The sequence below is a fragment of the Paenibacillus pinihumi DSM 23905 = JCM 16419 genome (assembly GCF_000422505.1).
GTDB classification, from domain to species: domain Bacteria; phylum Bacillota; class Bacilli; order Paenibacillales; family Paenibacillaceae; genus Paenibacillus_D; species Paenibacillus_D pinihumi.
This window is the reverse complement of the sequence record NZ_KE383867.1, coordinates 113,576-126,007: the sequence shown is the minus strand read 5'-3', so window position 1 is coordinate 126,007 and position 12,432 is coordinate 113,576. Positions and strand designations below refer to the sequence as shown.

Genomic DNA, 12,432 nt, shown 5'->3' with positions numbered 1-12,432 from the left:
CCTTCCCTATGCTCCTACCTTGCTAGCTTTGACCTGTCCTGCGGCCTCTATACTTGTTAAAACAGATTCGGAAAAGGTTGAATCGGCTAAGCCGCGAATGTTTGGTCTATTTTGACCAAGTTATGAATAAATAGCTTAGAAAGCACCATATCAGCAAAGGAGGAAGGGAATCGATGTTCAAAGATCACAAGCAGAGATTATCATCCATGGAAACGCTGATTGGCCAGGGCACGAAGGCAGAGGGAAAGTTCCATTGCGAGACCGGAATCCGGATTGAGGGCGAGTATCACGGGGATATTGAATGCAAGGGCGATGTCATTGTCGGGGAATACGGGGTATGCAAGTCAAGCATTTCTGCACAGGACGTGACCATTGCCGGCGTTGTGTACGGGGAAGTGCATACAAGAGGGGTGCTGACGATTACAGCCTCCGGCCAGCTTCATGGCAGTACGACGGCCCACTCCTTGGTTATTCAGGAGGGCGGCGTGCTGAACGGTACCTGTCTGATGGAAAAGCCTTCTGTCTCCTCCGGTGCGCCGCTTGCCCCCAATACCGACAAGCCGCGCGCGGAGCAGGAGAGCAAGGGAAAAGATAAAAAGGCGCTGCAGGCCGGGTAGTACATATTGTTGTGCCGGATGAAATATCAAATAGCCCCTGTGCAAATAAACGGATTGTCCGTTAATTTGCACAGGGGCTTGTTTTGATTCATAGTCCCGTTTTATGCTTAGGTCGCAACATCCCGTTTTTTAAAGATATACCAGGTGATTGCAATAAAGATGACATAATAGACGGCAAGAACGGACAGCGAGAATCCGAGGGTCATTTCCTGCTCCGCACGGGCAAACATGTTCCCCCCGTTCAAGTAATCACTGAGTCTCAGGTTCATGAATATTACATATTTCACCCACGGGTAATTCATCAGGCTGAGAATGCCTGTCAGCAGCTGGCCGCCAAACAATAAGAATATGGACAGCCCAATCGCAAAGCTGCCGCTGCGAAATACCGTCGAGACGAGGAAGGACAGGGTCACCACCATTACCAGACTGATAAATTCATACCCGTAATACTGGAGGAAAAAATTCAGCGCAGGCAATTGGTCAATACCCCTTACCGCTGCGGTATCGGCACCAAAAAACAGCCAGTTAACCGCAAAATTCCATACCAGAAAAAGAGCCATAAACAGTACTGCGAACAGCAGCAGAGTCAAGTATTTGGACAGCAGAATCTTCGAGCGGGACCATGGCCGGATCAGCAACAGCTTGATCGTTCCGGAGCTGAATTCCCCGGCAACTGTCTCCGCTGCAATAACGACTGCAAATATCGTCACAATATTTATCCCCAGCATAGTACTGATCTGGAATGGCAGCCACATGGAAGGAAGCTCCCCATTCGCCCCATCCGGGAAAGCATACGCCATGATGCTGACAGCAAGTGAAATCGCGATCAGAATGAAAAGCATGACCCATGTACGGGGACGGCGGTAAATCTTCATGTTCTCATTTCGGATAAGCTGTATGAAATTAAACAATCTGTTCCCCTCCTGTCACTTCCAGGAACTGGTCCTCAAGAGATTTGGTGAGCGGACGAATGCTGAATACTTTAATTCCCGCCGATACGAGCCTTGCGTTAATCCGGGCAATCTGCTCACGGTCTGCGGTAACCAGAATCCGGTTCTCCTGATGCACGGCCTCCAAATCAGACAGCAACTGAGCAGCTTCGCTTGCCTGATCGACTTCAAAAGCCACTTGAGCTGCCTCAGGCTCGCTGCCGGAACGATGAACCTGGCGAATATCGATCAGCTTGCCAGCCTGAATGATCGCCACCCGGTCGCACATCAACTCCATCTCCGATAACAAGTGACTGGAGACAAATACTGAAGTATTCTCTTCTACAGCCAGTCTGCGCAAATAATCCCTCAATTCACGTATTCCCGCAGGATCAAGCCCGTTGGTCGGCTCATCAAGGATAAGCAGTGCAGGTTTGTGCAATATCGCCTGCGCAACCCCAAGACGTTGCCTCATCCCCAGTGAATATGTCTTGACCTTGTCATGAATTCTGGCTTTTAACCCCACCAGCTCGATAACCTCGTCAATACGTTGTTTGGTAACGCCTGGAAACATGCGTGCGTAATGCAACAGATTGTCATAGCCGCTCAAATATTTATACATTTCCGGGTTCTCTACAATGGCGCCGACATGCTTGATCGCCTGCTCGAATTGTGAGCTGATCCGGTGTCCCCGGACAATAATCTCTCCCTCGGTCAGCTTCATAAGCCCGACCATCATCCGGATCGTTGTCGTCTTCCCTGATCCGTTTGGCCCCAGAAAGCCAAAGACCTCTCCCTGCGGCACATCCAGCGTGAGCTTGTCAATAATGGTCCGTCTGCCAATCCGCTTGGTTACGCCCTGGAGTCTGACTACCGGCTCATCCATATGCTGCTGCATAGATAACCTCCTGTAATTTCAAAAATAAAATCACTACAAATCGTAGCAATTTGCCTTGCAGACTGTATTAAGACTTTACCCATTATAACCAAGGACAATAACCAAAGAAAGGCAGTTTAATAAAAATTAAGGTTCGCTTACGGCACTGGCCGCTAGCGAACCTTGGAATCATCAGGATATCAGCATATAAGATTCGGAACTGTATTTGTCATTGAACAGCCGGGTCTGGTCACGATAGGGCTTGGCATCATCGAGAATCGGAATTTCATCCGTGCTGTCCTGGGCAGCAGAATCTCCCGGCATAACAGCCCGGTTTTCCAGCACTTCCTGGCAGGCAACGCAGCATCCCAACGGGTGGACCACACGGAAAAACCCGGTACGGAACAATTGATGAGCCTCATTAATCTGTTCCAGCTTTTTGCACACAACACAATAATACAGTTCTGAATTAGACATTCTTCCCGCTCTCCTTTTTCTGGACAACTACTAAATGTATCATTATAATTGGTATGTTACAATTCGTATCTTTGTACATTTAATTTATGACAAATAGCGAATTTTGTCAAGACAGGTGATGAAAAATTTGTCATTTTTGTTGTCAGATTGTTTGATTTTAACGAAATCAGGTTGTTAGAAGTGCTCCCTGTTTTCTTATCCTGTCTTAGCTTATGAGGACAAGAATCCAAATAGAACCACATTCTGCTAAAAAGCTGCATAAACCCGAGGCTGCTGACTGTATTCTGCAGGCGGCGTCGTTTCGCGTAGAATTCTGGATTTATCCGAGGTAGAGCACCCGCTCTTTCGATTCTCTGTAAATCTGTTAACCCAGCTCGAATTGTGATAGAATATATTTGAAAATATATTAAAAATTACTACACAGGGAGGCGTTACCAGATGCAGTCTGCATCCCATATCACATGGCAGTCCTCCACCTTGAATAGGCAGGAGCGCTCCCGTCGCAACGGCCATAACAGCTGCACCCTATGGTTTACCGGACTCTCGGGCTCCGGAAAATCCACACTCGCCTTCGCCCTGGAACAGGAGCTTTATGCCCTGGGCAAAGCGGTCTATGTGCTCGACGGCGATAATATCCGCCACGGTTTAAACCGTGATCTGGGCTTCACCCCCGAGGATCGCAAGGAGAATATACGCCGGATCGGGGAAGTGTCGAAATTGCTCGTCGATGCGGGACTGATTGTCCTGTCCGCCTTCATCTCCCCGCATGAAGAGGATCGCGAGATGGTACGACAATTATTTGCACCGGAAGATTTTATCGAAATCTATGTCAAGTGCTCTCTGGAGGAATGTGAGAGAAGAGATCCGAAAGGGCTGTACAAGAAGGCCCGCAGCGGTGAAATTCCAAACTTTACGGGTATATCCGCCGGATATGATATCCCCCGTTCACCTTCGATTGTCATGGATACAGAGGAACTTTCAGTGGAAGATTCAGTTCAGCTGCTGATTGACTATCTCGATCAGAAGGGGATTCTGAATTTGAAATCCTGACGGACGATACCGGATTGGATGCATATGAGGAGTGAAAGGGGCAGGGTATATACATAGCAAGCTGCCGTCCGTAGCGGACGGCAGCTTTTGTTTTGCGTGAAATGCCGGTAAAGTGATTAGTTAGGGCTGAAGCGTGTGCTCGGCCTGCATATGCAGCAGCTTGCTGAAGCGACCTTTGCTGTCGCTGGACAGCTGCTGATAGCCGCCCTGCTGGATCAGTTCCCCCTGCTCCATCACCAGCACCTGATCGGCGTTGCGAATGGTAGACAAGCGGTGGGCGATGACAATAATGGTCATCTTCCCTTTTAATTGGTCAATCGCTGTACGAATTTTGGCCTCATTCTCCAGATCAAGTGCGCTGGTGGCCTCATCCAGAATTAAAATTGAAGGCTTGCGCAGAATGGCCCGGGCGAGAACAATCCGCTGGCGTTCCCCCCCGGACAGCCGGATCCCCCGGTCTCCAAGCACTGTATCCAGCCCCTGCGGCAGCCGTCGCACGAATTCATCCGAAGCTGAAAATTGCAAGGCTTCCCATATTTCAGCCTCTGTCGCCTCAGGCTTTACAAGCATCATGTTCTCACGGATTGAGGAATGGAACAGAAACGGGTCCTGTGCGACATAGCTGACAGAGGCTCTGAATGAAGATAGCCGCTCCGGTGTCAATGGCTTCCCGTCCACAGCAACTTCCCCTCTTTCCGGCTGAATCATGCCCATAAGCATATCTATGAGGGTACTCTTCCCTGCTCCGGATTTGCCGACAATTGCCGTCAGGCTGCCGGAAGGAATACGAAGGTTAATATTGCGCAGCGCACACGCTGCCTCATTGCGGTTATAGCGGAAATACACATTACGGCATTCCAGCGCCTCCTTGAGTGGAAGCGGATCAATATTGGAGCAGGCCTGCTGCTGCAAATCCAGTTCCCGTGCAGCCTTGCATTCCGCCCTCAACTCTATCAGGCTGTTGAATGCGGGAACGGAGGAATAAATCTGCTCGACATTGGACTGAATGGAGGAAAAGCGGGGCCATAGTCTGGCCAAAATCAGCACGATTAGCAGCATTTGTCCCGTCTGCACCTGAAGCACCTGCACAGACACAAATACAAAAATAGCGATCATTACGGCAGAGGCCAGCTTGTAGTAGAGCTGCGTCGTCGCCTGGAGTCTCGTAAACCGGACCATATTCTGTTCCATTCTCATGCAAAGTCCCTGAAACCAGTTCAGATGCGACTGCTCCATGCGGTTGCTTTTCATTTCCTTCATGCCATTAAAATGATCGGTAATCCCAAGGAAATAATTTTGCGACAGCTCGGAGGTCCGGTCGCCAAGCTGCTTGGCATTTCGCACAAAACGGCGGGAGAAAACAGCAAGCAGCAGCCCGCTCAAGAGTACCAGTACCGTAAGTACAGGTGACAGGAGAAACGCCAGCCCGATCTGGATTGCAGTGAAAATGAGAGATTTGGCAAGATTCAGAAACAGCTGTGTCCCCTGGCTGACCCGCGCCAGTTCAGAGGTGAGGATATGCTGGAAATCGGATTTGCGCTGTTTCAGGAAAAAACTCCAGTCCGATTCGATTATGGTCCGGTATGTATCCAGGCGAAGATAGCGAATGAAGCCTTGGTGGATTTGAACCCCAACCACCGATTGATGGCGCTGGAGCAGCCCCGTCACAGATAGAATCAAGACATACGCGCCAAGTACCAGGGGCAGACTCGCTGAAGATGGAAGATCCGACAGCGGTTTCATCATCTCTGAGATAATCGGAAGCTCAGTTGCGCTGCTGTTGGCAAACCCGATCACGCTTAGCATTGGCAAAATGAGCAGGATGCCCAGGCTGTCGAAGAAACTGATCAAGAGCGCAAGCAGCATGTTGATATACAGCTTTGCTCCGGCAAAGATATGCAGCTTCTTGAAATATAATAGTATCGGCTTCATAGCATCTCCCCTTAGGAATAGGACTGTCTGACCCGCCTGTAAAACCACAGAAAAGGACGCAACGGGAAGTATAGAAAATGCAGTCCTCTGGGTAACGGAAGCACTTCGGCATCTCTGGAGCTCGGATACAGCCTGCGAAGAAGGTAGGCTATCCTTTGCCGCCAGGATTTCAGAGACAGCATATAGCTTTTGTACTGCCCGGCGATATCCTCCGTCGGTTCCGGACATATCTGAACCCTATTCTGCATAAAAAAGGCGGCCTGAGAGGCCAGCTTGCGGGATTTTCTGCCCGAATACAGCGGTTGGAAAATATACGGCACCGGCGTTCCCAAAAAAGTCGAAGCGAGCAATAGCGCCTGCCCCCCCAGGTTATGACTGCCATTTCGATAGAACAGCTTTATCAACCGCTCGTAATCCATTCCGTTCCGAATCATCCGGTCAATATCGGATAACCAGCGCAATCTGAACCAGGCATGCCGGGCGCCGTGAGTAATCAGATAATCCATCATTTCTTCCTTGCCCATATTATAAATCGGATAGCCTGTCAGTTTACTCGTTCTACGCCGGCTCCACAGCTCCTCAAAGCTGCTCTCCGGTCCGCTGTCGGGATGCAGCCGCCAATGGAGTTCCACCTGAATTTGCTTATGGGGGTGATAATAGGATTGATGATGATCCTTCCACTTCCAGTCATTAATCAGGCGCAGCTTCTGATCTTTGATGACATAGCCCTGCTGCAATAATACCGCCTCTGCACAATCCACATCCTCTACCGGAATCAAAACATCCAGATCCTTGGAGGTGCGCATGGAAACATCGCCGTACAGCTCTTGCGCCAGCAGCGGCCCCTTGAGTATCAGCATGCGGATATTCTCACCAGCCATCAGTTCCGCTACCTGCTTCAGTTCAGCAGTCAGCTGCAGCATTTTAAAGGTATTGTGAGTACAATCCCGGGAAATCGCTTCAATGACATCGGCTGGAATCAATTCCGGCGGCAGCTTTTTCATGGCCGCATATACGGTCGGAAAGACTCGGTGATGCCTGACCAGTTCCACGAATTGATTCCAATCGATATCGTTAAGCCAATCCCTGACTTGATGTGCTGCTTCTTTCTCCTCATACAGTTTCATAAGTTGGAGCATCAATTCCAGTTCTCTTGACCAGGTATGTGTTTGAATGTCCCATTGCGAGCTCATTTGACGCTTCCCTCCATCTGCCGGGCGAACATGGCTACACAGGTGTAGCGCTCCCTTCCTTCCGCTCCGGTAATATAAAACGGGCCACTGCGCAGCCATGCATGCGCCACGAGCTTCCCCTTTTCATCCCGTCCCATCCCCATATAGAGCGTGCTTTCAATCTTGCGGCGCTCCAGCATGCGCATGGCAGCAATTGCTTTCACCATACATTGGCTTTCCCACCAGGTGTGGCGGCTCATGAACTGCACAGCGAAGGAGACCTGCTTGATCATTGGGGCATGAACGTGATTAGGCTGTTCTGTTGTTTCTGCCATATGCTGACCCAAAGTCGGGGCCACCTTGGAGAAGGGCAAAGCTTTCAGTATTCGAGCCCAGCCTAAGTAAAGGAAAGCCTCCAGCAAGAGCCGCTTATGCTCCCCGCTCAGGGAGGCGTACCGTTTCCATTTTCTCCACACGGGCGTAATCCTCCCTCAACTATGCCGGAGGCTGATCAGCCCCTCCTGCTTCAGCTGCTGCAGGAAGCCCAGTACCTGGGTCTGGCACTCTTCGCGCCCGACTTCATAGCGGTCTGTTAAATCATCAATTAACTGCTTTACCGTCTGTCCAGGAGCAATACTCTCCCAAATCACGCCGCCCATGGAGCCAAGATTAAAATATTTTCCGGAACTAATGCTCATCATGACTTTTTCCCCGTCCATATCACTTACCAGGTTCCCTTGCTCCTGTTGTATCAGGTCCTCCAATTGAATCATACTAACTGACATGGTATGGCTCCCCTTCCTTTACCAATTGCAAGATTTGGTCTGCTATCATGTGAGCAGTGAATGCACCTGATCCTCTCTGAAACTTTGCCATTTGCAATCTGCCTGCCAGACGGGCCGTAAAATCAAAATGCCACTGTCCAAGTCCCATCATCGGCACCAGAAAATTACGGTACGTATGGGCAAATAGAAGCGGCATGCCCATCAGCCCTGACAATTTCGTACAGTTCGGCTCTGTACCTGCCAAACTTTCATTGTGCTCCAGTTCAAAAAAACCGGCTAGAGGCACCTGCTGGTGCTCAAAGCTGTCACGTACCGGAACAGCAAACTTATCCGTTTCGGCATATAAAGAAGAATAGCCTTTTCCGTTCATGCCGAGTTGGTCCAGACTTGCCTGCCAAAGCTTTTGCTGCGGGTAAGACGGAATGACAGCCGGGTGGCCATGCTCTGTGAAAGAGACAGCAATGACATCATCAGTCAGTATGCGGTATCCCCGCTGTGTAAACACAGCTGCCAAAGTAGACTTGCCTGCCCCGGATTCCCCACAGAAGGCATAGGCTTTGCCGTTGACAACTACTGCACTGCCGTGCAGCGGAAGAATGCCTCGCTGAGGCAGCAATGCCCCCATGCACGATCCCAGAAGGTACAATCGGAGCTGATCTTCACAGCAGCATGCAAAAGGCGATACGTGAATATACCGACCCTTCTCTACCCCTAAATAGCCAATGTCCGGAATATAGAACAGAACCTGATCCCCGTACAAAGCTGTATAAGGGTTCCATTTCTGTGCATGGTCCCACGCCTGTACCAAATCTGCTCTTCGAATTTCAATCTGTGCGCTTGAATCGTTAACCTCCACTTCGGTTGACTGACAAATCAACTCAGGGAGCGGAAATTCGCTTATTAAGGATAGACCAAAGACCGTGTACCGGTGCAATTTTGAATCCACTTGCTTCACCTCTCGATTGAACGGCTATGGTAAAATCAGGCCCTTACACAATAGCATGTGAAGGGCCAAACACGGGATAAACAAATAATTACGATCTGCTTGGCTCCCAAGGGATTGGTGTTTCGGGCTTATCGTCTGTGATATCCAAATCGCTTGGAGATACAAAGTCAACATACTTTCTTCCTTTTCCATGCATCGTCATGCTAACATCGAGCACTTCGAGCTTTGGCTGTTCCCATACTTTTTTGCTCATGGTTTGTTCACCTCCTTTCAGGCTGTTCCTAAAGGCAGACAGCCATTTACCCGGTCTGGTACCGCTTCAAGAAGCGGTACATAATCAGACTCCGCATGAGAAAACGCGGTGCAGGGTCAAATGCATCCCGGACAGATGGCGCACCTGCCTCTGTCATCGCCTTTCTAATCTGGCTCACATCCATATAGGAGGCTGCACGATCATCGGTGCAGAGCTTCTCCAGTTCTTCCAATAAAGCGGGCCACGCGGGCAGCATGCGGTGAAGCCAGTCTGCTCCCTGAACTCCCCGGACACGCTGGTTCAACCGGACGGTATCCGGCAAATCATTCACTGTTGCCCTGCGGACAAGCGCCCTGTCAAGGCCTTGCTGCATATACTGCTCCACCGGAATGGACAGACAGAACCGCACGACTCGCACATCAAAGGTCGGATCGCGTTCCCATATGCCAAAACGGAGGGACAACTTGCTGGATTTATTCCCGGTCATGTTATGGATAGCCAGATTCTCAAAATGCCTTCTCCTTGCTTCGGTAGCATTGGAGGAGGAGCCATTATCAAGGCTGATTCCGGATTGCCTCAGACGTGCCAATACTCCGGTGCGCCGGGCAAAATCAGGATTAATCAGGAGCGGCATTTCATCACCGGGCCCGGATGAACGTGAGAGCCACGGGAAAATCTGCCTGCCGATCAAGGACATCAGCCTCGACCTGCGAATCCCCCGCTTCCTTCCAAAAAGCTTGAGCTCCCGATAGAATTTAATCCAATGCAGCCGCTTGACCAGGGAAGCCAGGTAATCCAGCGTCGGCCCCCATGAGATGGTATTATTGCCTTTGGCTCCTGTAAGCAAAATACCGATTCCCTGCTTGTGAGCCTGTTCATAAATTCCTTTAATCCAATAGGAATTTTCAAAGTATTTATACGGCATTTCAAGGATATCCAGCCAGTCATCGACTCCCGTAAGGGGACTCTCGCCAGGGACATCTATGTAATTGGCCGTCATATTTCCAACATGCGAAATCGTCTCCCTAATATAGGGCGACTCATCAGCCGCACGGTTCCTGGCTGTCCAGTCCACAAAATCAGGTGACGGGACATGGCTGAATGTATGCAGCAGTTTTCCCTGTCCCTTAAGCTCACGTGCCGCATAGCTCGACACAACACCAGAATCAAGCCCCCCGCTCAAGGTGGCGCCTACCTGCTGGTGTGTGCGCACCCTGCAGCGGACCGCCTGCTTCACGACTTCACGGAATGCCTCCTCATATTCACCGTTGGACGACAAGCTGAGCTTGCGCTCCGGCAGCAGGGTGCCATACCGGGTGACCCTGGCCTGCCTGCTGTCCACTACTATAGAGTGAGCGGGTGGAAGCTGACAGATACCGGAAAAGGCGGTTGCCTGAAGGTCTGTAGACTCAAACATGACCGGAATTGCCAAAAATTCCGACAGCCAGTTCTCGTTCAGTTCTTTCCCGAGCCCAGACAGCTCACGCAACGGCGCGATCGCACTGCAAAAGGCAAAAATTTGAGCTCCGGCATGATAGTACAATGTCCGGTTGCCGCATAAATCCCTTGCGCCGAACAGCCTCCGGTTGCGCTCATCCCAGATGGCAAAGACAAAATCACCAAGCAGATGAACCGGTGCTTCTTCTCCCCATTTAAGAAAGGCAAGCAGAATCAGCTCCTGGTCGCTCATCCGGATGCGCCCCTGAGGATGAACGTGCAGCTTGTCGAACAGTTCATCCCGGTTGTCGAGAATCGCATCAGCAACTACCGTCAGTCCGCTATCGGGATCATGATACGGGTTAGCCGCCCCAACAGCCTCTGGGGTCAGCCATTGTACCCGGCAGCCAAGAGCAGCCTGCTCCCCACGCCAGTGTTGAAAGGTATCACCCGCGTAGTGGTTCAACGCCAGAAACAGATTATCTCCTGCATCCGGCCGCAGCTCTTCCCCATTTATACCGAACACACCTGCAATTGCGCTCATTTCTTCTGCCCCCCGGAAGCCAGATAGGCTGACGCCCACCGTGACAGACGGTTTCCGAACGGGATAAAAGATTTAACACGGTTGACTTTGGCCCGCATATGATCCAGCTGCAGCTGAAGCCGCTTCTGATTGGCATAGCTTTTTTCCAACCGCCGGTCCAATGCCCTCAGCGTCATCTGCAGACGGACAATCTCTGCTTCGGCCTCGCTGCCCGCCTCTTGAGCTGTCTTTGGTGCTGAAGCTGAAGCCACAATAGCTGATGCTTCACTGCTGATCCGGTAATTCTCCTGCCACTGGCAACCCGTCGCTTCTGCAAGCTGCTTGCGGCGAAGGTCCAGCAATTCATGGTCTGGCTCCATGTCAAATCGTGCACCCGTCCAGGTTTCAGCATCCTCAAGCTGCTTGCTGTACCCCAACTCATGGAAGACCCGGGCACCGATTGCCCGGCAATACAGCTCCGTCTCCTCCCGGTCGAGTATTTCCTTCCAGTTATCGAGGGAATCTGTATGCGGCTCTGCATGCTGCCCTACAAAGGGATCACCGACTCCCATACTGAAGAACAGCTCTGATTTCGGCTCATCCATGAAGTCGCCATACCGCTCCAGTCCTTCTTCATAAGATATCTCCAAAAACTCGCAAAGCTTCATCAGTTCTTCCTTCGGATTAACAGCCAATTGCTCGTAATACAATCGATATGTATGGGGATGCGGCTTGCTGAAATAATCCAAATAACGGAATAAGCCAACGGTTATATCCGCCATCTTGATATTGAATTTTGGCTGCATCAGCTCGCTTTTGAGATCAAAGCGGTCCCGGACATGCTGGTTAACTTTCTTATAGGAAGCGATAACCGACAGCGGGTTCCGTATGAGCCATATTCGCTTGGAGTTTGGGAAGAGCTGATCCAGGAACTCCAGCAGATAATAATACCTTGGCGATTTATCAATGACCTTTTCGGCTGTTCCGCTTTTGAGCAGGCTGTTGTAGACCTCTATCGCAAATGACCGGCAAGCCTGCTCATAAGCAGCCTCGGGAAGCATCCCGTTAAAAAACTGCTTAATAATTCCCGTCCCTCCGTAGGGGCGGTAAGGCGCCAGCTTCAAATCATATAGGCTCATCAGAAACCACATTTCCTGCGTGGCAAACACCTTGCTGTGGTTTTGCAGCATAACGGTCGCCAACGAGCTCCCGCTGCGCGGCGTGCAAAGCAGGAAAATCAGATTGCTGCCATCCTGTTTGATCAAACCTAACGCCCCTTCACTGAATGTTACTATCTGTTTCAATTATACATCAAATGATACAATTTGTAACTATGTTTTTAAAAATTTTTTCTTTTTTTTGTAAGCATGTTTAGGCCTTTAGATGTACCACAAGAAGCTTGTCTGACAAAATCTTGTGGTATTTTACAATAAT

General features: G+C 50.3%; 13 protein-coding genes. 2 read left to right on the top strand and 11 right to left on the bottom strand.

What is annotated here, in order from left to right; translation table 11 throughout:
- Positions 1-173: 173 nt before the first annotated feature.
- Positions 174-617, top strand: a complete 444-nt coding sequence (locus H583_RS0126560) for a bactofilin family protein (RefSeq protein ID WP_028563131.1) — start codon at positions 174-176, stop codon at positions 615-617.
- A 107-nt stretch (positions 618-724) separates the two neighbouring features.
- On the opposite strand, the gene H583_RS0126555 is transcribed toward H583_RS0126560, so the two are convergent.
- The 3 genes from H583_RS0126555 to H583_RS0126545 all read right to left on the bottom strand — a co-directional run bounded on the left by H583_RS0126555 (position 725) and on the right by H583_RS0126545 (position 2,900).
- Complete coding sequence (locus tag H583_RS0126555) at positions 725-1,528, bottom strand: ABC transporter permease (protein WP_028563130.1); 804 nt, start codon at positions 1,526-1,528, stop codon at positions 725-727.
- Positions 1,521-2,444 carry an ABC transporter ATP-binding protein gene (locus tag H583_RS0126550; protein WP_028563129.1) on the bottom strand — a complete coding sequence of 308 codons (924 nt, stop codon included), beginning with the start codon at positions 2,442-2,444 and terminating at the stop codon, positions 1,521-1,523. The genes H583_RS0126555 and H583_RS0126550 overlap by 8 nt, the downstream gene beginning before the upstream one ends.
- A 171-nt stretch (positions 2,445-2,615) precedes the next feature.
- Positions 2,616-2,900 (bottom strand): hypothetical protein, encoded by a 285-nt coding sequence (locus H583_RS0126545; protein WP_028563128.1) that lies wholly within the window; start codon positions 2,898-2,900, stop codon positions 2,616-2,618.
- Between the two features lie 438 nt (positions 2,901-3,338).
- Here H583_RS0126545 and cysC point away from each other — a divergent pair, with 438 nt between their 5' ends.
- Positions 3,339-3,950 carry an adenylyl-sulfate kinase gene (gene cysC / locus H583_RS0126540; RefSeq protein WP_028563127.1) on the top strand — a complete coding sequence of 204 codons (612 nt, stop codon included), beginning with the start codon at positions 3,339-3,341 and terminating at the stop codon, positions 3,948-3,950.
- A gap of 120 nt (positions 3,951-4,070) precedes the next feature.
- On the opposite strand, the gene H583_RS0126535 is transcribed toward cysC, so the two are convergent.
- From H583_RS0126535 to H583_RS0126500, 8 genes are all read right to left on the bottom strand, one after another.
- Positions 4,071-5,882, bottom strand: a complete 1,812-nt coding sequence (locus H583_RS0126535) for an ABC transporter ATP-binding protein (protein ID WP_028563126.1) — start codon at positions 5,880-5,882, stop codon at positions 4,071-4,073.
- An 11-nt stretch (positions 5,883-5,893) separates the two neighbouring features.
- Positions 5,894-7,075, bottom strand: coding sequence for a nucleotidyltransferase domain-containing protein (locus H583_RS0126530; protein ID WP_036711166.1), 1,182 nt, complete (start codon positions 7,073-7,075; stop codon positions 5,894-5,896).
- A complete protein-coding gene (locus tag H583_RS0126525) occupies positions 7,072-7,530 on the bottom strand; it encodes a lasso peptide biosynthesis B2 protein (protein WP_036711165.1) in 459 nt (152 codons plus the stop codon). Before H583_RS0126525 ends, H583_RS0126530 begins: the two co-directional genes overlap by 4 nt.
- A 15-nt stretch (positions 7,531-7,545) precedes the next feature.
- The gene (locus H583_RS0126520; RefSeq protein WP_036711163.1) at positions 7,546-7,839 is read right to left on the bottom strand and encodes a lasso peptide biosynthesis PqqD family chaperone; all 294 of its coding nucleotides are present in this window, start codon (positions 7,837-7,839) and stop codon (positions 7,546-7,548) included.
- Entirely contained in the window at positions 7,829-8,785 is a 957-nt protein-coding gene (locus H583_RS0126515) for a phosphoenolpyruvate carboxykinase (ATP) (protein WP_028563122.1), read from the bottom strand. Before H583_RS0126515 ends, H583_RS0126520 begins: the two co-directional genes overlap by 11 nt.
- A gap of 88 nt (positions 8,786-8,873) precedes the next feature.
- Positions 8,874-9,038 carry a paeninodin family lasso peptide gene (locus H583_RS36870; protein WP_154666005.1) on the bottom strand — a complete coding sequence of 55 codons (165 nt, stop codon included), beginning with the start codon at positions 9,036-9,038 and terminating at the stop codon, positions 8,874-8,876.
- Positions 9,039-9,084: 46 nt separating this feature from the next.
- Positions 9,085-11,019 (bottom strand): asparagine synthase-related protein, encoded by a 1,935-nt coding sequence (locus H583_RS0126505; protein WP_028563121.1) that lies wholly within the window; start codon positions 11,017-11,019, stop codon positions 9,085-9,087.
- A complete protein-coding gene (locus tag H583_RS0126500) occupies positions 11,016-12,263 on the bottom strand; it encodes a sulfotransferase family protein (RefSeq protein ID WP_028563120.1) in 1,248 nt (415 codons plus the stop codon). The genes H583_RS0126505 and H583_RS0126500 overlap by 4 nt, the downstream gene beginning before the upstream one ends.
- Positions 12,264-12,432: the final 169 nt, after the last annotated feature.

Excerpts from the sequence above, each read along its gene's own strand:
- H583_RS0126560 (WP_028563131.1), top strand. The coding sequence starts at position 174 with ATGTTCAAAGATCACAAGCAGAGATTATCATCCATGGAAACGCTGATT.
- H583_RS0126550 (WP_028563129.1), bottom strand. The coding sequence starts at position 2,444 with ATGCAGCAGCATATGGATGAGCCGGTAGTCAGACTCCAGGGCGTAACC.
- H583_RS0126545 (WP_028563128.1), bottom strand. The coding sequence starts at position 2,900 with ATGTCTAATTCAGAACTGTATTATTGTGTTGTGTGCAAAAAGCTGGAA.
- cysC (WP_028563127.1), top strand. The coding sequence starts at position 3,339 with ATGCAGTCTGCATCCCATATCACATGGCAGTCCTCCACCTTGAATAGG.
- H583_RS0126535 (WP_028563126.1), bottom strand. The coding sequence starts at position 5,882 with ATGAAGCCGATACTATTATATTTCAAGAAGCTGCATATCTTTGCCGGA.
- H583_RS0126530 (WP_036711166.1), bottom strand. The coding sequence starts at position 7,075 with ATGAGCTCGCAATGGGACATTCAAACACATACCTGGTCAAGAGAACTG.
- H583_RS0126520 (WP_036711163.1), bottom strand. The coding sequence starts at position 7,839 with ATGTCAGTTAGTATGATTCAATTGGAGGACCTGATACAACAGGAGCAA.
- H583_RS36870 (WP_154666005.1), bottom strand. The coding sequence starts at position 9,038 with ATGAGCAAAAAAGTATGGGAACAGCCAAAGCTCGAAGTGCTCGATGTT.
- H583_RS0126505 (WP_028563121.1), bottom strand. The coding sequence starts at position 11,019 with ATGAGCGCAATTGCAGGTGTGTTCGGTATAAATGGGGAAGAGCTGCGG.